Annotated in this window: 21 protein-coding genes; 9 read left to right on the top strand and 12 right to left on the bottom strand. The window is 46.7% G+C overall.

Going from position 1 to position 23,591, the window contains the following annotated elements:
• Window positions 1–9: 9 nt before the first annotated feature.
• The gene (gene budA, locus ACZ5ZC_RS00590) at window positions 10–795 is read right to left on the bottom strand and encodes an acetolactate decarboxylase (protein ID WP_054867453.1); all 786 of its coding nucleotides are present in this window, start codon (window positions 793–795) and stop codon (window positions 10–12) included.
• A gap of 97 nt (window positions 796–892) precedes the next feature.
• Between budA and ACZ5ZC_RS00585 the strand changes: the two genes are divergently transcribed.
• The 3 genes from ACZ5ZC_RS00585 to ACZ5ZC_RS00575 all read left to right on the top strand — a co-directional run bounded on the left by ACZ5ZC_RS00585 (window position 893) and on the right by ACZ5ZC_RS00575 (window position 3,127).
• Window positions 893–1,774, top strand: coding sequence for a LysR family transcriptional regulator (locus ACZ5ZC_RS00585; RefSeq protein ID WP_464931627.1), 882 nt, complete (start codon window positions 893–895; stop codon window positions 1,772–1,774).
• Between the two features lie 129 nt (window positions 1,775–1,903).
• Window positions 1,904–2,605 (top strand): hexitol phosphatase HxpB, encoded by a 702-nt coding sequence (gene hxpB / locus ACZ5ZC_RS00580; RefSeq protein ID WP_054867451.1) that lies wholly within the window; start codon window positions 1,904–1,906, stop codon window positions 2,603–2,605.
• Between the two features lie 15 nt (window positions 2,606–2,620).
• Window positions 2,621–3,127 (top strand): hypothetical protein, encoded by a 507-nt coding sequence (locus ACZ5ZC_RS00575; RefSeq protein WP_046875948.1) that lies wholly within the window; start codon window positions 2,621–2,623, stop codon window positions 3,125–3,127.
• A 133-nt stretch (window positions 3,128–3,260) separates the two neighbouring features.
• Here the strand turns inward: ACZ5ZC_RS00575 and ACZ5ZC_RS00570 are convergent, their stop codons facing one another.
• The 3 genes from ACZ5ZC_RS00570 to ACZ5ZC_RS00560 are packed head-to-tail and all read right to left on the bottom strand — an operon-like array spanning window position 3,261 to window position 5,810.
• Window positions 3,261–3,389, bottom strand: a complete 129-nt coding sequence (locus ACZ5ZC_RS00570; RefSeq protein ID WP_080936814.1) for a DUF2474 domain-containing protein — start codon at window positions 3,387–3,389, stop codon at window positions 3,261–3,263.
• 20 nt (window positions 3,390–3,409) lie between these two features.
• Window positions 3,410–4,417, bottom strand: a complete 1,008-nt coding sequence (gene cydB, locus ACZ5ZC_RS00565) for a cytochrome d ubiquinol oxidase subunit II (RefSeq protein WP_017820345.1) — start codon at window positions 4,415–4,417, stop codon at window positions 3,410–3,412.
• A 28-nt stretch (window positions 4,418–4,445) separates the two neighbouring features.
• Window positions 4,446–5,810, bottom strand: a complete 1,365-nt coding sequence (locus ACZ5ZC_RS00560; RefSeq protein ID WP_045545446.1) for a cytochrome ubiquinol oxidase subunit I — start codon at window positions 5,808–5,810, stop codon at window positions 4,446–4,448.
• A gap of 154 nt (window positions 5,811–5,964) precedes the next feature.
• Between ACZ5ZC_RS00560 and ACZ5ZC_RS00555 the strand changes: the two genes are divergently transcribed.
• Window positions 5,965–7,380 (top strand): aminotransferase-like domain-containing protein, encoded by a 1,416-nt coding sequence (locus tag ACZ5ZC_RS00555; RefSeq protein WP_464931626.1) that lies wholly within the window; start codon window positions 5,965–5,967, stop codon window positions 7,378–7,380.
• A 9-nt stretch (window positions 7,381–7,389) separates the two neighbouring features.
• Here the strand turns inward: ACZ5ZC_RS00555 and ACZ5ZC_RS00550 are convergent, their stop codons facing one another.
• Both ACZ5ZC_RS00550 and ACZ5ZC_RS00545 read right to left on the bottom strand, forming a co-directional pair.
• Complete coding sequence (locus ACZ5ZC_RS00550; RefSeq protein ID WP_047008221.1) at window positions 7,390–7,938, bottom strand: sugar O-acetyltransferase; 549 nt, start codon at window positions 7,936–7,938, stop codon at window positions 7,390–7,392.
• A gap of 248 nt (window positions 7,939–8,186) precedes the next feature.
• Window positions 8,187–8,507 (bottom strand): DUF1840 domain-containing protein, encoded by a 321-nt coding sequence (locus ACZ5ZC_RS00545; RefSeq protein WP_031427956.1) that lies wholly within the window; start codon window positions 8,505–8,507, stop codon window positions 8,187–8,189.
• A gap of 132 nt (window positions 8,508–8,639) precedes the next feature.
• Between ACZ5ZC_RS00545 and ACZ5ZC_RS00540 the strand changes: the two genes are divergently transcribed.
• Window positions 8,640–9,476, top strand: coding sequence for a phosphate/phosphite/phosphonate ABC transporter substrate-binding protein (locus ACZ5ZC_RS00540; RefSeq protein ID WP_193447203.1), 837 nt, complete (start codon window positions 8,640–8,642; stop codon window positions 9,474–9,476).
• Window positions 9,477–9,487: 11 nt separating this feature from the next.
• Complete coding sequence (locus ACZ5ZC_RS00535) at window positions 9,488–12,109, top strand: ATP-binding protein (RefSeq protein ID WP_464931625.1); 2,622 nt, start codon at window positions 9,488–9,490, stop codon at window positions 12,107–12,109.
• 86 nt (window positions 12,110–12,195) lie between these two features.
• On the opposite strand, the gene ACZ5ZC_RS00530 is transcribed toward ACZ5ZC_RS00535, so the two are convergent.
• The 6 genes from ACZ5ZC_RS00530 to ACZ5ZC_RS00505 form a co-directional block, all read right to left on the bottom strand.
• Complete coding sequence (locus ACZ5ZC_RS00530; RefSeq protein ID WP_464931624.1) at window positions 12,196–13,098, bottom strand: hydroxymethylglutaryl-CoA lyase; 903 nt, start codon at window positions 13,096–13,098, stop codon at window positions 12,196–12,198.
• A complete protein-coding gene (locus ACZ5ZC_RS00525) occupies window positions 13,079–15,139 on the bottom strand; it encodes an acetyl/propionyl/methylcrotonyl-CoA carboxylase subunit alpha (protein ID WP_464931623.1) in 2,061 nt (686 codons plus the stop codon). Before ACZ5ZC_RS00525 ends, ACZ5ZC_RS00530 begins: the two co-directional genes overlap by 20 nt.
• The gene (locus ACZ5ZC_RS00520; RefSeq protein WP_464931622.1) at window positions 15,132–15,914 is read right to left on the bottom strand and encodes an enoyl-CoA hydratase-related protein; all 783 of its coding nucleotides are present in this window, start codon (window positions 15,912–15,914) and stop codon (window positions 15,132–15,134) included. The genes ACZ5ZC_RS00525 and ACZ5ZC_RS00520 overlap by 8 nt, the downstream gene beginning before the upstream one ends.
• A gap of 105 nt (window positions 15,915–16,019) precedes the next feature.
• Complete coding sequence (locus tag ACZ5ZC_RS00515; protein WP_395193860.1) at window positions 16,020–17,627, bottom strand: carboxyl transferase domain-containing protein; 1,608 nt, start codon at window positions 17,625–17,627, stop codon at window positions 16,020–16,022.
• 114 nt (window positions 17,628–17,741) lie between these two features.
• A complete protein-coding gene (locus ACZ5ZC_RS00510) occupies window positions 17,742–18,911 on the bottom strand; it encodes an isovaleryl-CoA dehydrogenase (RefSeq protein WP_464931621.1) in 1,170 nt (389 codons plus the stop codon).
• 45 nt (window positions 18,912–18,956) lie between these two features.
• The gene (locus ACZ5ZC_RS00505) at window positions 18,957–19,343 is read right to left on the bottom strand and encodes a MerR family transcriptional regulator (RefSeq protein WP_005373242.1); all 387 of its coding nucleotides are present in this window, start codon (window positions 19,341–19,343) and stop codon (window positions 18,957–18,959) included.
• 209 nt (window positions 19,344–19,552) lie between these two features.
• Between ACZ5ZC_RS00505 and ACZ5ZC_RS00500 the strand changes: the two genes are divergently transcribed.
• The 3 genes from ACZ5ZC_RS00500 (at window position 19,553) to ACZ5ZC_RS00490 (ending at window position 23,545) form a co-directional block, all read left to right on the top strand.
• Window positions 19,553–20,731, top strand: coding sequence for a thiolase family protein (locus ACZ5ZC_RS00500; protein ID WP_464931620.1), 1,179 nt, complete (start codon window positions 19,553–19,555; stop codon window positions 20,729–20,731).
• Window positions 20,732–20,801: 70 nt separating this feature from the next.
• Window positions 20,802–22,295, top strand: a complete 1,494-nt coding sequence (locus ACZ5ZC_RS00495; protein ID WP_256898736.1) for a CoA-acylating methylmalonate-semialdehyde dehydrogenase — start codon at window positions 20,802–20,804, stop codon at window positions 22,293–22,295.
• A gap of 95 nt (window positions 22,296–22,390) precedes the next feature.
• Complete coding sequence (locus tag ACZ5ZC_RS00490) at window positions 22,391–23,545, top strand: acyl-CoA dehydrogenase family protein (RefSeq protein WP_005373226.1); 1,155 nt, start codon at window positions 22,391–22,393, stop codon at window positions 23,543–23,545.
• Window positions 23,546–23,591 lie beyond the last annotated feature (46 nt).

Genomic DNA, 23,591 nt, shown 5'->3' with positions numbered 1-23,591 from the left:
CTGACTTTGTTACTTTTCCGCCTTTTCTATAGCGGTATTTATATCTTCCGGAGCCAAATTGGCGTTGAGAAAGTCTGTCGATACTGGTGTATCAATCACTAGCCGCGAGACTTTGCCAATCTGGAGAAATCCTGACGAAATGCTGTAATCCTGAATATGACCACCTCCTTGGCGGTCATCGGTAATAAAGTGTTCGTGATAGCCGTGTACATTGATGCCAGTCGTATATTTAGGACTACGAAAGCCAGCGACCACGCCTTGCTTATGCGTGAAGCGGAATGTTGGTTGTTCTTTGACCACTTCAAGCATTGGCCGATAAGGGCGTGTTTGTTTAGGTACGGTGCGAGTACGAACTGAATCGAAAACGCCATCAATGCGCACTGCGCAAAATAGGTTGTCACTTGGAACCATGTCGTCTATGAGGCTATGGACTTCATGACGTGACATGCGCGATGTCAGTGGCAGCTCGATATCAGGCTTAAAAAAAGTCATGACAGCAAAGGGCGTTTTTTGCGCTAGGTCTGCCGGGTTTGCGGAGCCATCCGACTTGAGTTGAAAAACTTCCTTATCAAAAGCAATCAGCTCACCATCCAATTCATTGAACGTACCTAAACCAAAATCCCCATGTTTCAGCAGTTCTTCTATGGTTGTTGAGCCTTCGTAAACACCAGCGATCAAAGCACTCATTAACGAAGTCTGATAAATCTCACCATCTCCGGTAACGTGATGGTATTCAGAAAATTCTTTCGCTACTTCAAGCGAACAAGCACATAGAGGGTTATAAAATCCACGCATGAGTAAGACCAGTTATGCAATGAAGAGTATATTTAGATTGACTTCTACACGGTGCTAAATCCAATATAAAAAAGATTTATTTTGATATGGAAAATATATGGAATTTCGCTACCTGAAGTATTTTGTCGCGGTCGCCGAGACTCGTCACTTTACCCGAGCCGCTGAACAGTTAGGGATTGCGCAACCTCCTTTAAGTCAACAAATCAAAAAGTTAGAGCACGAGCTTGGTTTGGACCTATTTAAGCGCTTGTCTAGAGGGGTAGAACTGACCCATGCTGGCCAAGTCTTTTATACTGATGCGGTAAATATTCTTGCTGATGTGGAACGCGCTAAAGCAAAAGCTCGACAGATTGCCCGTGGTGAAAATACGCAGGTTAAAATCGGGTTCGCAACGTCAACATCAACCTGCATTAAGGTATTAGAGAGGGTGGGGCGTATTCAAGAGAATGGGGTTCATTTACAGACGGCGGAACTGTCAATGCCAGAGCTTGCCACTCAGTTAAAAAGCAAACAACTTGATCTCGCAATCATGCGGCTACCCTGCTACGCCAGTGAGCCTTTTGAGCGCAAGGTGTTGTTTAACGACCCGTTTGTCGCGGTGATTCCGGCGGGGAACGAGCTGGCAAAGTATCCCTGTATCCAGATGAAACAGTTGAGAGGCCATAAAATTTTACTGTTTCCACGAGAGACTGGACCTGCATTGTTTGATGGTATGAGCACACTTTTTGCCGACGCAGGAGTAAGGCTCGAACCACAGTTTGCAGCACCGCAACTTCGTACGACGATTGCCATGGCGCAGGCTGGGTTAGGCATTGCTATCGTTCCACGTTCACTGGCTGAACATCTCGATGATTCTGCGACAGTCGCCGAGATTGATGATATCCCCCTAACCAGTCGTGTTGTCGTTGCTTGGGAGGCGTCTAATCTCAATAAGCTGGCGTTAAAAGTAGTCACGAACATCAGTCATGTTGAGGCTTAAAGATGAGTTATCGAACTGGCTCTGATAGCCCCAGGCAAATGTGATACTCTCCCTCGTTATATGCAAAGCTATGCTTTGGTTGAATAGACAAATCTTACTCAACGAATAGAACTTACTGAGGGTGTACCAATGATATACGCTGCGGTCTTTGATATGGACGGGTTGCTGATTGATTCAGAACCTTTGTGGAAGGAAGCTGAAAAGCAGGTGTTTTCATCAGTTGGCGTCCAAGTGACCGAAGTATTATCAAAGCAGACTGCGACGATGACGACAGGTGAAGTAACAAGGTTTTGGTATGAACGTAATCCTTGGCAAGAAAAGAGCCTAGAGGAAGTAGAGAATGCTGTTGTGGATAAAGTGGAGGCATTAATAATTGAAAAAGGATGCGAATTAGAGGGTGTTACAGAAACACTCAAATTGCTTAAGGAAAAAGGGTTTAAGATAGGATTGTCTACTAATTCACCTTATCAACTCATTCCCATCATTTTGAACAAACTCGGTATTGCCAGTTACTTTGACGCGATATCATCGTCAGACGATGTAGAACAGGGCAAGCCAGAGCCAGATGTCTACCTTTCAACAATCAATAAACTAGGTGTAGATTCAAGTAACTGTATTGCCTTTGAAGACTCTTATTCGGGTATGCTTGCGGCAACACGAGCAAACATAAAAACAGTCGTGATACCTCAACCTGAGAAGTTCTACCAAGAGTTTAATGAAGCCAGTCTAAAGCTGCAAAAGCTATCAGAGTTTAATGAAAGCCATTTGGCGAGTTTAATGGACTTGAGTTTGAGAGCAACAATTGCACCAACACCGTATGAAAGTTTTTAGAAAAAGGACTTGATTGTGAACAGTCGGTCGCTGAAAAAATACCTACTGCCAATGTTCTTATTGGTTTTACCTATAGAATCATTCGCAAAAGATACGACTATGTTGGACGAGCTCAATAATCGATTTGTTACATTTGAAAGGCGATTTGATGATTGTATCAACTCTGCTTCTCAAAATGATATGAGTGAAAACATTGTCGGTCAGATTCAAGCGCTTAATATTGATTTTGAAATTTCGGTTGGCTATTTATACAAACAATCACTTTATTTATGCTCTGATAATGAATTCAGTGATTTAGCAAGAATTATCATGATAATTGAAACCTCCGATAATGATGGATTGCAATTATCAAAGGCAAAAGCTAGTCAAATTAGAAAGCTACTTTTTAGCAAAGTGGATTTACGTTTAGAGTCGAAGTTTCAAAGTTTACCGCAAGATAAAAAGGAAGCATTACTGAGCATTGCGAAAAAGCTTGAACCTTTTGATCTCGTAAGCATGCATGAACGACTTCAGGCAATGTAGACTTATGAAAGAGTGTTTTGAGTAGATTCTTAACGCTTGGCTTTTTCATTAAGATTGAGTATTAGGTTCAACGCCTCTAGCTCTTACACAAGATCTAGAGGCATCCATTTTCTATTGACTTAAAAGTGCCGAGCTAAGATTTTAACCCTGCAGCGGTCATCATGACGCGAAATAACATAGACACTAACCCTAATGCAGCGACGCTAACGATCCAAATTCCAACCATCCAAGCCCATTGGCGGCACCAATTTTTGACTTTCATACTCACTCCTTATCAACTCGTTAATGGTACGCTTCGTCTTCTTTCACTTTTCCAGAGAAGACGTAGTAACTCCAAAAGGTGTAAGCCAGAATGATCGGGATGATGATCACTGCTCCAACGAGCATAAAGCGTTGACTGCTTGCAGGAGCGGCTGCTTCCCATATTGATATGCTAGGAGGAATGATATTTGGCCAGATACTGATGCCAAGCCCAGCGAACCCGAGAATCACGATCACCAATGCCATCACGAAAGGGCTGCGCTCTTTTCGCTTTTTAACGGAGTCGGCAATCTTCAAACATACCAGCCCAGTAATGACAGGTACGGGCAGTAAGTAGAACAAATTAGGCAGAGAAAACCATCTTTCCGCAATGGCAGGGTAAGCAAGTGGAGTCCAAGCGCTCACAATGACTAATGCGGAGATCATCGCCAGTAGTGTTTTGTTAGTGAAGCGGTACATCGTGTTTTGCAGTTCACCTTCCGTCTTCATGATGAGCCATGTGCTACCAAGCAGCGCGTACGTTGCGACTAAACCCAAACCACAAAAGATGGGAAAAGGGCTGAGCCAGTCGAGTTGGCTACCTACGAAGACGCGGTTTTCCACCGCAAAGCCTTGAATTACCGCGCCAACAACGATGCCTTGGAAAAACGTGGTTAAAATCGAGCCGACCATAAAAGAGCGATCCCAGAACTTTAAGTGGCTTTCCAATGCTTTAAAGCGAAACTCAAACGCGACGCCACGAAAGATCAAAGCAATCAACATCAACGTTAAAGGGATGGTTAGCGCTTCAATAATCACCGCGTAAGCCATCGGAAAAGCGCCAAATAGAGATGCGCCTCCAAGTACAATCCAAGTTTCGTTACCGTCCCAAACAGGCGCGACACTGTTGACCATGACGTCTTTTTGTTTTTCATCCTTGATGAAGGGCATCAGTATTCCAATACCCAAATCGAAGCCGTCCATGATGATGTACATCAAAGTGGCAAAAACGATGATCGCGAACCAAATCACGGATAAATCAAAATGCATATTTTCTACCTTCACTTTGTGACAAATTCTAGATACGGCCTGAAACGGTCGTCATGTCGTGCTCATCGTGTTCGATTGCATCGGGGCCTTTCTTGATTTGGTGGATCATGTAGTAATAACCAAAACCAAATACCAAGCTGTATACAACAAGGAAACACAGCAGGCTGATGCTCATTTGTAGGTCTCCGTGTGCAGAAACCGCATCACGCGTTTTTTGTACGCCATACACGACCCAAGGTTGCCGACCAACCTCTGTCGTAAACCAGCCAGCGAGTATTGCGATAAGACCAGATGGCCCCATAAACAATGAAAACTTGAGGAACCAACGCGAGGTATAAAGCGTGTTCTTTTTTCGTAACCACATGCTGTAGAAGCTTTGAAAAATCATCAGAAGTCCTAGTCCGACCATGATTCGAAATGACCAAAAGACGATAGGTGAGTTCGGTCGTTCCTCTTTCGGGAAGTCTTTCAGCGCCGGGATTGGCTCAGTTAAACTGTGGCGTAGGATCAAACTTCCTAGAACAGGAATTTCTAAGGCATAGTCTGTGCGTTCTTGTTCCATGTTTGGCATGCCGAACAATATCAATGGGGTTGGTTTGCCATCGCTGTTATCCCAATGTCCTTCGATGGCAGCGATTTTGGCGGGCTGGTGTTTGAGAGTGTTTAACCCGTGTACATCGCCAATCACGGCTTGGAGTGGCGCAAGGAACACTAAGATCCCGAGCGACATCGAAAACATCGTTTTTACCGCAGTCGATTGATTGTCTCTCAATAAATGCCAAGCGGCTGACGCGCCTACAAAGAGTGCGGAACTAACGAAAGCCGCGACGCTCATGTGCGCCAAACGATAAGGAAATGAAGGATTGAAAACGATAGCAAACCAGTCGGTTGGCACCACACGTCCGTCGACAATTTCATAGCCTTGTGGCGTTTGCATCCAACTGTTGGAGGCGAGAATCCAGAAGGTCGAAATGATCGTGCCTAACGCCACCATCGAGGTTGCAAAAAAGTGCAGCTTTTCGCCGACGCGACGCCAACCAAATAGCATCACGCCAAGAAATCCAGCTTCGAGAAAGAAAGCCGTTAACACTTCATAAGTCAGTAATGGGCCAGTGATAGAACCAGCGAAGTCGGAGAAACCACTCCAGTTGGTGCCGAATTGATAGGCCATGACAAGGCCAGATACAACGCCCATCCCAAAGTTAACCGCAAAAATTTTCGACCAGAAGTGATAGAGCTTTTGGTAATCGGGATTACGTGTTTTTAGCCATAAGCCTTCCAGCACGGCGAGATAGGTGGCCAGACCTATGGTGATAGCGGGGAAAATAATATGAAAGGATACCGTAAAGGCGAACTGTATCCGTGCAAGCATAAATGCGTCGAGGCCAAACATTAAACTTCCTTTGATCTTTTAAGTTTTATGAGAGAGCTATTTTAAAAGGAGCGGAATGAGGGAAGTAGGTACAGACAGTGACTATAAACCTATAACAGATTAAATATTGAAGTGTTATTATTTTGAATTCGGCTTTATGGAGGGGGATTCGCGTGTGGCGAAGTATCAAGAGTTAGTGGAACAGCTTAAAAGGCAGATAAAATCGGGGATATGGCATCCGGGTGACAAGCTGCCTTCTCTGCGTCGCCAATCGGAACACTCGGGTTTGAGCTTGATGACGGTATTGCACGCTTATCAAATTCTGGAATCTCAAGGCTGGGTAACGTCACAGCCGCGATCTGGTTATCGAGTTGCTCCCTATATTAAGAGTTCAAATGAACCCCAAGCGCCAGCCGCGGTTTCGTGGACAGAGCAGGTAGACATCAATGAGTTTATCTTTGATGTTCTGCAGGCGAGTAAAAATCCATCCATGATCAATTTTGGCTTTGCCTATCCAGACCCAAGTTTGTACCCACGATATCACGTGAATCGGGCGATGAGCGCAGCCGCTCGCAATATGCCGATTTCCACCACCTTTGATAACTTACCGCCGGGAAACGAACAATTACGCACCATCATCGCGAAGCGTTATGCTGCGAAAGGCATTGAAATTTCGCCCGATGAAATTGTCATTACGGCAGGCGCGCTGGAGGCGTTAACGCTCAGTTTGCAAGCTTGTACAAGACCGGGAGATTGGGTGGTTGTGGAGTCGCCTGCATTCTATGGCGCATTGCAATCCTTAGAGCGGTTAGGTTTGAAAGCGCTCTCAGTAAGAACAGACCCGGTCACGGGCATTGACCTAGATTCATTGGAACGAGCGCTGCAAACACACGATGTGAAAGCATGTTGGCTTATGTCGAACTTCCAGAATCCTTTGGGTTTTACGCTTTCCAACGAGAAAAAACAAAAGCTGATTGAGCTGACACAGCGATATAACGTGCCAGTGATTGAAGATGATGTGTACAGCGAGCTGCATGCCGGGAATGACTCGGTTTACCCACTAAGAATGTTTGATGACACGGGCAATACCATGTTGTGCTCCTCGTTTTCAAAATCATTAATCGCAGGGCTACGTATTGGTTGGGTTGCGGCGGGAAAGCGGGCGCTAGAGGTACAAAAGTTACAGTTAATGAGTACATTAGCGACGAGTGCACCAGTGCAAATGACATTGGTGCACTATTTAACAAGCCGCAATTATGAATCGCATTTGAAGCAGTTACGAAAAAAGTTGTTTGAACGTAAAAGTAAGATGACGGATCTGCTTAGTGACCTGTTACCTGGAGAAGTCAAAGTGTTAAGCCAAAGCGGCGGGTACTTTATTTGGTTAGAGCTTCCCAAGCATATCGACGCCTTGCCGATATATCGAAAAGCGCTAAAAGATAATATCAGCATCGCACCGGGAAAGATGTTCAGCCTGACAGAACAATACGATCACTGTATTCGTCTTAACGCTTCTTTTGAGCTCAATGACAAATACGTCCATGCTCTCAATCTGCTTGCCAACATTATTCGCGAACATTTGGCAAAATAGCGACTTTCTTCAGTTTTTTGGTTTAATGGAGCGCGCCGGATTTCCAGCAACTCGATCGCCTGGCGCAACATCTTTGGTTACGACAGAGCCAGCGCCGACGACGGCCTCATCGCCAATGGTCACGCCTGGCAGTATGATTGCGCCCCCACCAATCCAAACGTTATTGCCGATTTTTACCGGTTTGGCGATCTCATCTCCGGCTAAGCGTCTTTGTGTATCCAGTGAATGAGCGGCTGTGTAAATTTGCACTCTAGGCCCAATCATGACGTTCGCGCCAATCTCAACCTGCCCATTGTCCAGAATGATGGCATCCCAGTTGATGTAGGTGTTTTCCCCGATGGACAAGTGGCAACCGTAGGTAAGTTGAAGCGGTGGCTCTATACAGGCGCTGTTTTCTAATTGGACGCCCATCTCCGCCAATAGTTGTCTACGGATACCTGGGTTTGGCTCGTGGTTAAATTGGAAGACAAGCTGCGCAGTTTTGGCGCGCATTAGCTTTAGTTCTTCATCCAGGCAATTATAGGTTTCTCCAGAGCGCATCCGAGTCAGTTCTGACATAACAATCATTCCATTAATGGTTTGCAGTTGAGGCCACAATGATAAGTGAGTGTTTCAGTCAATAGGAGATTTTTATTATTAAATCAGATGTTTATCACTGATTTATATTCAATAGGTTAGTTTTGAGTAAGCACTCGTTAAGAGTCATTCAAATAGAGAAGTGAAGTGAATTGGGTAAGTTCCTTTTAGCAGGGGAGGAAAGTATAAATTGGATGTTGCTTTCCTCTCCACAGCTTGATTTGGAGCATTTATTGGCTGTCCCACATCACTTCGCATTCTTCTTTAATAGCCGATTTTAAAAGCTCAATAAGTGGAAATGCTCTGCGTCCTAAACTGACCGTTTGTTCCTCTTGCTCCTCATCTTCTTCCATTGCTTGACTGTTGTTCTGCTCTATCGCTTCTTGTGCTGCGAGAGCGGAGGTCAATCTAGATAGAGCATCAGGGATGTCTTGAGCGGAAATTGACCCTGGTACTGAGCCACTATGGCCCATCATTTTGATCATCTTTATCGCAATATCGCCAAACATAGTGACGTTCGAGTGGCTATGGCAACGAAATGTAATAAGCATTTACCTGCTCCTGTTTTAGGTGTTCATTTGAGTATAAATGGTATCTGAGACACGAGGCAATTTAATCCGATAATTCGCAATCTTTCAGATAGCTATCTATCTTTAACGAAAGACAAACATAAGGAGATGATTTTGTTGAACTCCCAACTAAAGACGTTGATTTGGCGGCTTCACAAGCGAATATTTACGTTGCTTACGGTGTTATGCATATGGTCACCTTCTGTCGTTGCTCAACCTTCCATTGTTTTTGGTGTCGTACCGCAACAGTCGGCGACCAAACTAGTGCAACAATGGCAGCCATTACTGCAACGCTGGGGAGATCTTGCTGGCGTTGAGATTAAGTTTGCCACGGCACGTGATATTCCCACATTCGAAGCTCGCTTGATGGCTGGAGCCTACGACATTGCATACATGAACCCATATCACTTTACGTTGGTGAATCAAAACCCAGGTTATACGGCTTTAGCAAGAGCGAAAAATAAGCGCATCACAGGCATTATTGTAGCAAGGCTAGGGAAGTCGGTTTCCCTTGATGAGCTGCAAGACAAGACCATCGCTTTTCCTGCCCCTCGAGCATTTGCTGCTTCTATCATCACACAATCAGAGTTGGCGCAGAAAGGCATCAAGTTTACGCCTAAATATGTTGGTTCGCACGACTCAGTCTATTTGGGGGTACTTAAAGGTTTGTACATTGCTGGTGGTGGCGTGAAGCGTACCTTTGAGAGCTTACCGAGTGAAATAAAAGACCAACTTAGCATCATTTATACAACCGCTGGTTATACGCCTCATGCTATTGCGGTTTCAAATAATGTCGATGAAGAGATTACTCTTGCCTTACGAAAGGCAATTTCGCAACTTAATGACGATCCAAAAGCACAGGAGAGTTTTACTTTACTCAACATTGACGGGTTACAGCTTGCACAAGACCAAGATTGGCAAGATGTTGTTCAATTGGGAATCTCAAGATAAATGGTTGTCCTATGACGCTGCGTTCGAAAACGATACTTGGCATTGCTCTTATTGAGGCCCTTGCGCTCGGTGTACTCATCATTAGTGGGCTTAATTGGTTGGAAAGTTCCAACGAGACTAGCCTAGAGGTTGGGAGCCAACACTTGGTGAGTGTATTTGCTCAGGCGTCGAGAGATGCGGTGATTGCGACGGACTTAGCCTATCTAGACAGTTTTGCTCGTTCTGTCGTGAGTGAGCACGAGCTGGCTTACATTCGTATTGTTAATCAAGATGGCGTCGAGCTGACGCTACAGGGGGATTACAGCGGTGTTGATACTGGTGTGAGACCGTTTGATGTGACCGATGGAGTTTACGATGTTGCGCAAGAGATTACTCTTGGAAAGCAGACTTTCGGTAAGGTTGAAATGGGTGTGAATGTTGAACATGTACATCAAGTTCTTTCATTTGCGACTCATGCAAGTTTGGTTATCGCCTTTATTGAAATGTCGCTGGTGGCCATGTTTTCGTATGCTCTCGGTAGCTATTTGATGAAGCGGCTCGATCTTCTTCGTACTGGGGTAATCAAGGTTTCACAGCAAGGTCCGGGTTCGCAAATTTCGATTTCAGGCAATGACGAAGTTACACGTGTTGGCGAAGCGTTTAACCAAATGTCACGCTCTTTAGCACAAGCGCAAACTAAACTTCAGCAAGAGCATCAAACCCAGCAACAGTTATCGGCCAAAATATCGCAGCTTGCCGAGGTGGCGGAACACGCTCGCGATACGATCATCATTACTCACCCTGACGGCACTATTGCATGGGTAAACCCCGCGTTTGAACAGCTAACCGAATATACGTTGGAAGAAGTTATTGGCAAATCGCCGGGCGAGTTACTCCAAGGGCCAGACACAGACCCAAATACGGTGGCATTGCTCTCAAAAAGTGTCCGTAAGCACTCTCCTATTAGGGTTGAAATACTCAACTACACCAAGTCGAAGCACCCGTATTGGGTCGAGTTGGAGCTCTCTCCTGTGTTTGATGAAGATGGCGGGCTGTTACGTTTTATTGCGGTAGAGCGTGACATCACCGACAGGCGCAGGATGGAGAGGCGTCTGTCGTCTGCTTTAGATAAATCGAAAAAGGCGATGCAAGCCAAATCGGAATTTTTGGCGAACATGAGCCATGAGATTCGCACCCCAATGAACGCGATCATGGGGATCAGCGAGATATTGCTTGAGAACGAAAACCGTCGAGAGCCAAGGGAGTTATTACTCTTGCTGCACAAATCTGCCAACAACCTTGTGACGATCATTAACGACATCCTCGACTACAGCAAAGTAGAAGCGGGCAAGTTGACGTTAGTTGAAGAGGAGTTTGACTTGCGTTCACTCGTCGAGAGTTGCACCGCTTTGTGTGCCTATCAGGCGGATAAAAAGAACCTTAAGTTGTTGGTTGATATGCCATTGTCTATGAATACGGTCGTGGTCGGCGATAAAGGTCGGATTAATCAAATCTTGCTTAACTTGATCGGTAATGCGGTGAAATTCACGGACGAAGGTCATGTGCTACTCAAAGTCAGAGAAAGTGAGCACGGTTTTGATTTTTCCGTGAGTGATACGGGCATTGGTATCCCCGAAGATCGATTGGCTCATATTATGGATAAGTTTGAGCAGGTCGATACCTCCGCGACAAGACGCCATGAAGGTACAGGCTTGGGGTTGGCAATCTCAAAACGTTTGATCAGCATGTACAACGGCGAGCTTTGTGTGCATTCAGATTTTGGCAAAGGGTCGTGTTTTAGCTTTAGTTTGCAGTTGCCTAAGCAAAGTCAGCTTCTTTCCGATCCGATAGAGCTGAGTGCAAATCGACTATTGTTGATTGATGATTATCAACCGCGCGTGCAACACTTGATACATTTAGCTCAAGAGATTGGCATTGAAGTTACTCATGCCAACGATTGGTCAACTGCGCAGTCTTTGGGTAAAAAATTGGATGGTTTTGATCGTATCCTCGCGAGTGTAAACAATGCTCAAGATAGAGATGCGCTTTATGAGCTTGATGCGACAGAATCCGCCGCCAAACGGGTACTGTTCCTTGCACCTTGCGTGATGGAGGAAGGGCAGGCATGGTCGTGCGAGCGGGATCGTTTATTGCCGCAACCGGTCACGCAGCATAAACTGCAAGCTCTGTTTTCTACTAAGACACAAAAGCGTCGAGAACTTTCCTTAGATGAGAACCCTGACTTTTCTAGCCTGCACCTATTAGTCGCAGAAGACAGCCATATCAATCGAATATTGATTGAAAAAATGTTGCAAGACACATGTGTTAAACTGACGTTGGCGGAAGATGGTGTTGAAGCCGTTGAACTTTATAAACAGCTTTCTCCGGACTTGGTGATTACCGATATTTCTATGCCAAACAAAGATGGTTTTGGCGTGACAAAAGACATTCGTGAGTTACAGGAAAGTGGTGCGTTTCCTTGGTGTCCAATCGTTGCGTTTTCCGCACATGCGATGCAAGAGCAGCAACAAAAAAGTATCGCATTAGGTATGGATGATTACCTGACAAAACCAGTTCAGAAAAGTGATTTGCTTAATATGATCGCGAAGTGGGGATGCCATACCCTTGCAGAGGAAAAGCACGCCTCTGTTTAGTGTTTCGGTTAGATTAAATCGGCTCAAAAAAACGAGCATGTTATTAAACATGCTCGTTTGTAGTTGTGTATCGTGGGTTGAGCAATTTACAAGCTGTTTGGGTCACCCAAAGCGAGTGCTACTTTGGAAGACGGACGTTTACCTAATGCATGGCAAATTTGCCAACCTGCTTGATTGATGATGTTGAGATTAATCCCAGTTTCAATACCAAGCTGTTCACACAAATAAATCACATCTTCTGTTGCAACATTCCCACTGGCACCTTTCGCGTAAGGGCAGCCCCCCAAACCTGCAACGGCACTATCAATGGTATTGATCCCCATCAGCAAGGCTTGGTAGATATTGGCTAACGCTTGTCCGTACGTGTCGTGGAAGTGCACGGCTAACGCATCTTTGGGTAGCTGTGTTAGCAGAGAGTCCAGCATGGCGATAACGCGATTAGGCGTTGCTTTGCCGACCGTGTCACCGAGCGAAATTTCATAACATCCCATATCAAACAGCGTATTCGCTACCGCGGTGGTTTGCTCTGGTTTTATTTCTCCCTCGTAGGGACAAACCATAGTGCAAGACAAGTACCCGCGCACAGGTATGTTGTGCTGGTTCGCTAGTTGGATAACGGGTTCAAAGCGAGAGAGGCTGTCGGCAATGCTGCAGTTAATGTTCTTTTGGCTGAACGCCTCCGAAGCCGAACCAAACACCGCAATTTGCTTTACGCCACTTTCCAGCGCACGTTCTAACCCTGCTAGGTTTGGTGTGAGCGCACTATAAACCACGTCAGGCTTTTGTATGATACTTGAAAATACTTGATCGGAATCGGCCATTTGAGGCACCCATTTCGGCGAGACAAAAGAGCCTGCTTCAATGTGTTTTAAGCCACTGGTGCTTAGTTGGTTAATCAAACGGATTTTATCAATCAGCGTCACTGCCGTTTCATTCTGCAAGCCATCACGCGCACCAACTTCGACGATATTAACCTTCGCTGGTAGCATATTCGTGCTCCTTATCTTCACAGACATTATCGGGTGCAGAAATTAAATGCAGCAGGATGGAACCGTGCTGTACTTGGTCTCCATGTTGATAAAACAATTCATCAACGGTCGCTGCTACCGGAGCGGTAATGGTGTATTCCATCTTCATCGCTTCGAGCACTAACAACGGATCACCAGCCGCTACTTTGTCTCCCTTATTTACCATGACCGCCGATATCACACCGTTCAGTGGTGCGGTTGGACTAAGTTCATCATCTACATCTTTTGCAGAGTCAAAGTTAGGTTGATGAGCGAAAGTGCGCTGCTGACCAAGATAAAACAGCGTTGTCTTTTGTTCGTCGTTGAGCGCGTTAAAGGTGTAACGCACATTATCAATATCGACGATAAACTGGTTGCCACTTTCAAGCAGGGTGACCTGATGCAACTCCTCGCCGCATCGGACATTGAGGTGATTAAGATGCTGAGATCCTGTATCTTGCGATGATTGTTGCAAACGTACCTGATGGTTGGCATTGGCATCCGTGAAGTTAAATCGATAAACGTTGTCAACCGACAGTCTAAAACCTTGTGCGGTTGGGGCGGGTAACGTTGAGCTGCCTGATTTAGCAGTGAGAGCATTCCAGCGAGCAACCGCCGCCAACGTTAGCCAGATCGAATCAGACACGTTTTGCTGCTCGTTAATGCCTTGCTGGTGTTTGACCAAGAATCCAGTATCAAGCTCAACATCAGCAAAGGCTGGCTGTGAAATAATGCTGTGCAGATAACCGATGTTGGTGGTGACACCACGCACGTGATACTGAGTTAAAGCCTGTTTAAGCTGTTTGAGTGCAATATCACGCGTTTGGCCCCAGACGATCAGTTTGCTGATCATCGGATCGTAGAACTCGCTAATGGCATCGCCCTGTGTGACACCGCTATCGACGCGCACACACGCCAAGCGAACATTACTGTCTGAGACGGGTTCCTTTAAATAATCGATGCATCCAGTCGACGGCATAAAGTCGTTCTCGGCGTCTTCGGCGTAAATTCGTAGCTCGATTGAGTGACCGTTATGCGTGATTTCGTTTTGTGAGATAGGTAAACGCTCGCCAGCAGCAACTTTGAACTGCCATTCAACGAGATCTACACCTGTTATCAATTCAGTGACTGGGTGTTCAACTTGCAGGCGGGTATTCATCTCCATAAAGTAGAACTGACCACGGCTATCAAGTAAGAATTCAACCGTACCAGCGCCAACGTAGTCGATCGCCTGAGCGGCCTGAACAGCGGCTTCACCCATTTGTTTACGCAGTTCATCACTAAGACCGGGAGCAGGTGCTTCTTCGACCACCTTTTGGTGACGACGCTGAATGGAACAGTCACGATCAGAAAGATAGACACAGTTGCCGTGTTGGTCAGCAAATACCTGAACTTCAACGTGGCGAGGCTGCAAAATACATTTTTCAATAAGAAGCTGCTTATCGCCAAAGCTGGAAAGTGCTTCACGCTGCGCGCCATCAATGGCCAACGGCATTTCGGCGGCGCTGTTGACCACTCGCATGCCTTTACCGCCGCCCCCTTGGGTTGCTTTGAGCATCACTGGATAACCGATTTTCTCTGCTTCAGCCAATAAGTGCTCAACGCTGTTGTCTGTGCCGTGATAGCCCGGAACGAGAGGCACGTTCGCCTTTGACATAATGGCCTTGGCTTGTGACTTCGAACCCATCGCCTCAATTGCGCTGGTGGAAGGGCCAATAAAGACGATACCATTTTCACTGCAAGCTTTGGCTAGTTTCGGGTTCTCGGAAAGAAAACCATACCCAGGGTGGATAGCATCGGCTTGCCATTTTTTCGCAGCGCCGATAATCGCATCGATATTGAGGTACGACTCACTCGCCGGAGCAGGGCCGATAAATTCAGCGAAATCTGCTTGTTTAACATGTAAGCTGCTGCGATCCGCTTCGGAATAGACGGCAACCGTCTCTATAGCCATACTTTTTGCGGTTTTAATGATTCGGCAGGCAATTTCACCGCGGTTTGCGATCAGTATTCTTTTAAACATGATTCCTCCAATTGGCGGCGCGCTTTTCGAAAAATGCATTCAGTCCTTCTTGTCCTTCTCTGGACACGCGGGCGGTTGCTATGGCTTGGCTAGTGTATTCAATTAATGAGTGATCGATAGGTTGGTTATCACAACGTAAACAAAGTGCTTTTGCCGCCTGCATGGCTTGCGGGCCATTATTAAGCAGGTGCTCAACTATACGGTTGACCGCCTCTTTTGTCTGGGGATCGATTAGATGAAGAATGTTCATCGAAAGCGCAGTCTCGGCATCAATCAGTTCCGCGGTTAAAAAATAGCGTCGGCTTTGTCGTTGTCCAATTGCTCGGATTACGTAGGGACCGATGGTCGCGGGCAATAAGCCGAGTTTCACTTCACTCAAACAGAAGCGACTTTCAGGTGTACCGATTGCGATATCGCAGCAGCAGATAAGCCCAAGTGCGCCGCCAAATGCAGCGCCGTGTACCATAGCAATGGTTGGTTTGCTAAAGGTATCCAGCGTATGCAAAAGTTTTGCTAGTTGCTTTGCATCTTGAAGGTTTTCACTCTCGGTTTTGGTGGCCATTGACTGCATCCAGCCAAGATCCGCACCCGCAGAAAAGTGTTTCCCTTGCGCAGTGAGTACCAATGCACGTAGAGAGTCGTCTCTCTCAAGTTTTTCCAAGATTTCGATAAGTGAAGCAATTAATTCATCATTAAACGCGTTGTGTTTCTCTGGTCGATTGAGGCTCAACCAGGCAACGCCATTGCTGTCTTTTTCAAGCAGTAGTCCGGTCATGTGACTTCCTTTGTCTGACATTTCAGTCTGTATTCCAATACTCGCTAGCCGTTATTTGTATAAACATCGGTATTCGCGAGGAGTTAAGGGTTGCCTTGCATCCGACTACATACGGAAGATGCCAAATTTACTGTCTGGTATTGGCGCATTAAGCGCAGCAGACAGAGCAATGCCGACAACATCGCGAGTTTTAGCGGGATCAATAATGCCGTCGTCCCACAAACGGGCACTTGCGTAATACGCATGGCTTTGGACTTGATATTGCTCCGCAATTGGACGTTTGAACGCTTCTTCTTCCTCTACGCTCCAGCTTTCACCTTTGCGCGTTTTAATATCACGGGTCACTTGTGCCATCACGCCAGCCGCTTGTTCACCACCCATGACGGAGATGCGCGCATTTGGCCACATCCACATCATGGTTGGATCATAAGCGCGACCACACATGCCGTAGTTGCCTGCGCCATACGAACCACCAATAACCACGGTAAACTTTGGCACGTCTGCACACGCAACAGCAGTTACCATTTTCGCACCATGTTTGGCGATGCCTTCTGCTTCGTACTTCTGACCGACCATAAAGCCAGTGATGTTTTGCAAGAAAAGTAGAGGGATTTTGCGTTGTGCGCACAGCTCAATAAAATGCGCGCCTTTCTGCGCCGACTCTGAGAATAGAATGCCGTTGTTAGCGACAATGCCAATCGGCATGCCGTGAATATGAGCAAAGCCACAGACCAAAGTTTCACCGAACAATGCTTTAAATTCATCAAATTGTGAATCATCAACAATTCGGGCAATCACTTCTTTTACATCAAACGGTTTTTTAAGATCGGTACCGACAATACCGTAAAGCTCCTGCGCAGAGAAACGCGGTTCTTGTGGCGCTTTTTGCTTGAGTTGAACGGGTTTCAAGTGGTTGATTTGGGAGACAGCTTGTCTTGCCAGTTCTAACGCGTGGTGATCGTTTTCTGCATAATAGTCGGCTACGCCAGACGTACGGCAGTGAACGTCTGCGCCACCAAGATCTTCCGCGCTGACTTCTTCTCCTGTTGCTGCTTTTACCAGAGGAGGGCCCGCTAAGAAGATCGTGCCTTGCTCTTTGACTATGATGGAAACATCACACATGGCAGGAACGTACGCCCCGCCAGCGGTACATAGCCCCATGACCACTGCAATTTGCGGGATGCCCTTGGCTGACATTCGAGCTTGGTTGTAGAAAATACGTCCGAAGTGGTCTTTATCAGGGAAGACTTCATCTTGACGGGGTAGGTTAGCACCGCCAGAGTCGACTAAGTAAACACACGGCAGTTGGCATTTTTCTGCAATTTCTTGTGCGCGTAAGTGCTTTTTCACCGTAAGTGGGTAGTAACTACCGCCTTTTACCGTCACGTCGTTGGCAACGATCATACACTCGGTGCCGTCTATTACACCCACGCCAGCAACCACGCCAGCGCATGGAACGTAATCTGGATACACATCCCAGCCAGCAAACTGACCGACTTCTAAAAAGGATGAGCCAGGGTCGAGTAGGGCAAGAATACGCTCACGAACCGGAAGTTTGCCTTTCTTCTGCTGATGCTCTCTTGCTTTCTCGCCGCCACCATCTTCGATTTGCGCGGTCACGGTATAGAGTTGATCCACAAGAGACGCCATAGAGCGGTAGTTTTCCTGATACTGCTCTGAATGGGTATTAATATTGGTCGTCAAACAAGCCATAAATAGCCGATCTCCATTCGGTAAACGGGTGACGCCACCCGTCTTTATCTATGTTGAATAAGATTTAGGTTGAATAAGGAAGTTATTTAGAGTCAGAGCGCCTAGGTATGATGATTAGGCGCTTTCGTTAAACAATTCGCGACCAATAAGCATGCGGCGAATTTCTGAAGTGCCCGCACCAATTTCATATAGCTTGGCATCACGCAACAAACGACCAGTATCAAACTCGTTGATGTAACCATTACCGCCAAGTAACTGAATCGCATCCAACGCCATTTTGGTTGCCAGCTCTGCACTGTAGAGGATCGCGCCGGCAGAATCTTTACGTGTGGTTTCACCGCGATCACACGCGGCGGCTACTGCGTAAACATACGCTTTCGCGGCATTCATCTGTGTGTACATATCAGCGATTTTTGCTTGCACAAGCTGGAACTCACCGATGGATTTGCCGAACTGTTTGCGGTCGTGAATGTAAGGTACAACGATGTCCATACACGCCTGCATGATGCCAAGCGGGCCGCCGGCAAGTACCACACGTTCGTAGTCCAAACCGCTCATTAGCACTTTCACGCCTTGGTTTTCTTCGCCGAGAATGTTTTCCGCAGGGACTTCGCAGTTTTGGAATACCAGTTCACACGTATTCGAGCCGCGCATTCCCAACTTGTCCAGCTTCTGTGCCTGAGTAAAGCCAGGGAATCCACGCTCTATAATAAAGGCGGTAATGCCTTTCGCATTTAGACTTGGTTCAGTCTTGGCGTAGACAACATAGGTGTGCGCATCTGGGCCGTTGGTGATCCACATTTTGTTGCCATTTAACAGGAATATATCGCCTTTACGTTCCGCTTTAAGCTGCATTGAAACCACATCGGAACCTGCGCCGGGCTCACTCATCGCTAGTGCGCCAATATGTTCGCCAGAGATGAGCTTTGGTAGGTATTTCTCTTTTTGTGCTTGTGTGCCGTTGCGGTGGATTTGGTTGACACAAAGGTTGGAGTGAGCGCCGTAACTTAACGCAACCGAAGCGGAAGCTCGGCTGATCTCTTCCATAGCGACAACGTGGGCGAGATAGCCCATGTCTGCACCACCAAACTCTTCGCTGGTGGTCACGCCTAAAAGACCCATGTCACCCAGTTTGGACCAAAGATGGTTTGGAAAGTCGTTAGATTGGTCGATAGATTGCGCTAGCGGCGCAATTTCTCTTGCAGCAAAACTATTGATTTGCTCGCGAAGCAAATCGGTATTTTCGTCATAAACAAAGTTCAGGGAAGAGTAGGTAGATTTCATTGCGTGTCCTTGCCTTTACGTCACCTACATCCCAGAGTTGAGGTGTTAGGTGACTTTTTCGCCTTTCATGGATCTCAGTGTGTTTTGGCATCGCAACTGCGCAGCATTTAACTCCATCATTACCGCTTGAATGTCGTTTGCTTGCTGTTGCAATGCTGCCTTCTTCTCTTCGATCAACCGAATCATATAGTTCAACTGCTCAGTACTTTGATCGGTATCGTAGAGTTCAAATAACTCTTTGATATCTGCAAGAGAAAAGCCCAATCGCTTACCTCGCAAAATCAGTTTTAGTCGAATTCGATCGCGACCATTGTAGATTCGAGTGTTGCCTTTACGTTCTGGAGTTAGGAGACCTAAATCTTCGTAGAAGCGAATACTTCGGGTAGTAATGTCGAACTCTTTCGCGAGCTCGCTGATCTTAAATGTGTTCATTCCTTAACCTTACGACTTTCGTATAACATTCATACGAATATACAATTCGTTAACGTTAAAGTAAATAAACAACATCCACTCTTGAGCCTTGATATCACTCGCATTTACTCGAAATAAAAGAATCACTCGAACAAACAATAACTGCAAACTTGACGTTAACGTAAATGTTAGTATAGTTATGACGTAAACGTCAACAAAAGGTTAATGGAATGAAAAATGAAACATGGATTGTTGCCGCCAAGCGAACGCCTATCGGCTCTTTTCAAGGTGCATTAGCTTCAACAGATGTCACGGAACTCGGTGCGAAAGCCATTCAAGGGGCGCTAGCCGAAAGCCAACTCGATGTGCAAAAAATAGACGAAGTGTTGATGGGATGCGTTTTACCCGCCGGCGTGGGGCAAGCGCCAGCAAGACAAGCAAGTCTTAAAGCAGAAATGCCACAATCGATCGGTTGTACGACACTGAATAAAGTCTGTGGTTCGGGTATGAAAACCGTCATGCTGGCACATGATCTTATTCAATCTGGTAACGCGCACGCGGTTATCGCTGGCGGTATGGAAAACATGTCCTCTTCTCCTTATCTACTTAAGAAAGCGCGTGATGGTTTCCGCTTAGGCCATGAGCAAGTGCTTGATCATATGTTTTATGACGGTTTGCAGGATGCCTACCAAGGCGAATTGATGGGTGTCTTTGCCGAACAAACCGCGCAAAAGTATCAGTTCAACCGTGAAAGTATGGATATCTGGGCGCAGCAGTCGTTGACTCGTGCGCAGCAAGCGATTGAGCAAGGTTTGTTCAAAGAAGAGATCGTGCCTGTTAACGTAAAAAGTCGACGCGACGAAACCTTGGTGGTAGACGATGAGCAACCGAGCAAACTCGACGTCACTAAAATTCCCACCTTACGACCTGCGTTTGCCAAAGATGGCGGCGTAACGGCAGCAAATTCCAGTTCTATTTCTGATGGTGCATCGGCAATGGTATTGGTTGATAGTGAATTTGGCCGTCAGGAAAACCTTCAACCTCTAGCAAAAATTGTCGCGTACAGCACGCATGCAAGACAGCCTGATGAGTTCACCATCGCACCCGTATTCGCGATTGAAACGCTGTTGGAAAAAACGGGCTGGGACAAATCGGACGTTGACCTTTGGGAAATTAATGAGGCCTTTGCTGTTGTCACTCAATACGCAGTGAAAGTACTCGAACTCGATGAGAACAAAGTTAACTCGCGCGGCGGCGCTTGTGCGTTGGGGCATCCAATTGGTGCGAGTGGTAACCGAATCCTCGTCACTCTGATTCACGCTCTTAAACAAACAGGCGGTAAACGTGGCGTTGCATCGCTTTGTATTGGTGGCGGCGAGGCAACCGCCATCGCGATTGAAATCTGCTAAATCATTCTCAACAAAGTTTCACTTACATAACAGTAGTCAGTAACAAGCTGAAAAATACAAGGATGTCATCATGACAGAACAAGTAAAGCAGTATATCGGTGGTGAATTCGCCATCTCCGACTCAAAACAATGGCTAGATGTAACTAACCCGGCAACCAACGAAGTGATTGCGCAAGTACCTTGTGCCACGGAATCGGAAATGAATGCGGCGATTGCTAGCGCAACGGAAACGTTCAAGCGTTGGAAAGAAGTTGCCGCTCCGGAGCGTGCGAGATTGATGCTGCGCTACCAACACTTGCTAAAAGAGCAACACGATGAGTTGGCGATACTGCTTTCAAGTGAGACAGGCAAAACTCTTGCGGATGCAAAGGGTGACATTTGGCGCGGGATTGAAGTCGTAGAACAAGCGGCGAACATTTGTAGCTCAATGATGGGTGAAACGGTGGAAAACGTCGCAACCAATATTGATGGTTACTCTTACATTCAACCGCTCGGTGTTTGTGCGGGTATTACTCCGTTTAACTTCCCTGCGATGATTCCATTGTGGATGTTCCCAATGGCGATCGCTTGTGGCAACACCTTTATTTTGAAGCCGTCAGAGCAAGTGCCACTAACGGCAATGAAACTGGCGGAGCTGTTTGAACAAGCAGGTGCACCAAAAGGTGTTTTGCAAATTGTTCACGGCACCAAAGAGCAAGTCGATCGCATTCTGACTGATCCAGTCGTTCGTGCGATCTCTTTTGTCGGCTCAGTGCCCGTTGGTGAGTACATCTACAAAACAGGTACAGACAACCTGAAACGCGTGCAGTCATTTGCAGGTGCTAAGAACCACATGGTCATCATGCCAGATGCAAACAAGCAGCAAGTCATCAATAACCTAGTTGGCGCGTCAGTCGGTGCCGCAGGCCAACGCTGTATGGCGATTTCGGTGGCGGTATTTGTCGGCGAAACCAAAGAATGGATTCCAGAGCTTAAAGAGGCGTTAGCTCAGGTTCAACCTGGCGCGTGGGATGATGAAACCGCCGGTTATGGTCCGCTGATTAGCCCGCAAGCGAAACAACGTGTGGTGAACTTAATTAATGAAGGCAAAAAATCTGGTGCGAACTGTGTTCTGGACGGTACCGACTGTCAAGTACCTGGCTTCCCGAACGGTAACTGGGTGGGACCAACACTGTTTACCAACGTGACCACAGACATGTCGATTTATCAGGAAGAAATTTTCGGGCCTGTACTGTTAACTATGGAAGTGGATGACCTAGATGAAGCGATTGAACTGATCAATGCAAACCGCTTTGGTAATGGTACGTCTATTTTCACGGCGAACGGCGCTGCCGCGAGAAAGTATCAGCACAATATCGAAGTGGGTAACGTAGGTATTAACGTGCCGATTCCAGTGCCATTGCCGTTCTTCTCATTCACGGGTTGGAAAGGCAGCTTCTACGGCGATCTGCATGCTTACGGTAAACAAGCGGTTCGCTTCTACACCGAGACGAAAACTGTCACTGCGCGTTGGTTTGAAGATGACATTCCAAGCGGCCCAAACATGACCATTCAATTGAGCTAGTCACAGAAGTAGCGATACCTCTAGCCAAGCCCTTCAACCCTTTAGAGGGCTTGGCTCGGATACAAATGCAACGAATTAGACCTTAGGACTTCAAGATGGATTTTGAATTAAACGAAGATCAACTCGCGTTTGCCGAAGTAGCAAAGCAGTTTGCAGACCAAATGTTAGCGCCGCACGCGGCCGAGTGGGATGAAAACCATCACTTCCCTAAAGATGTACTGCGTCAAGCAGGTGAACTTGGCTTTCTGAGCATCTATACGCCGCCAGAGCATGGTGGTTTGGGATTGTCTCGTTTGGATGCGGCGATCATTTTCGAGCAGTTGGCTATGGGTTGTACCGCGACTACTGCGTTTATGACCATTCACAACATGGCGACGTGGATGATCACCAGCTTTGCCAAAGCGGAAGTGGCGCAGCAATTTAGCGCGGATTTAATTTCGGGTGAAAAGCTCGCTTCCTACTGTTTAACCGAACCTAATGCCGGATCTGATGCCGCTTCACTGACGACCAGTGCAGTGCGTGACGGCGATGAGTTTGTCCTGAATGGCGCAAAAGTGTTTATCTCTGGCGCGGGTGATACAGATGTTCTCGTCGTGATGGCGCGTTCGTGCGGCGAAGGAGCGGGAGGCGTTTCTGCGTTCGTCGTTCCTGCTGATTGCGAAGGCATTAGCTACGGTAAGAAAGAAGCCAAAATGGGTTGGAACTGCCAACCAACGCGCATGATCACCTTCGAAAATGTCCGCATTCCGGCTGACTATCTGTTGGGTGAAGAGGGAGAAGGCTTTAAGTTCGCCATGCTTGGCCTTGATGGTGGTCGAATCAATATCGCCACTTGTTCCGTCGGTACTGCGCAACAAGCACTGAACGAAGCCAAGCAATACATGAACGAACGCAAACAGTTCGGCCGTTCACTGGCGCAATTTCAAGCGTTGCAGTTCAAGCTTGCTGATATGGCGACTGAGCTGGTCGCTGCGCGTCAAATGGTGCGACTCGCTGCCGCTAAACTCGATGCCCAGCACGCAGAAAAAAGTGCGTACTGTGCCATGGCAAAACGCTTTGCTACTGATGTGGGCTTTAAAGTCTGCGATCAGGCGCTGCAAATTCACGGTGGCTATGGCTACATCAAAGAATATCCTGTTGAGCGCCATTTCCGAGACGTTCGTGTTCACCAAATCCTTGAAGGTACCAACGAAATCATGCGTCTGATCGTCGCAAGACGATTACTAACGGAAGGCGTTGAGCTGCTTTAGTCAGCGAGACACAGCCTTACCTAAAGAAATTAAAAAGGACTGAAAG

The sequence above is a fragment of the Vibrio sp. JCM 18905 genome (genome assembly GCF_055393305.1).
Note: the sequence above shows the minus strand (reverse complement) of the source record. Positions and strands in the feature narration are given on the sequence as shown.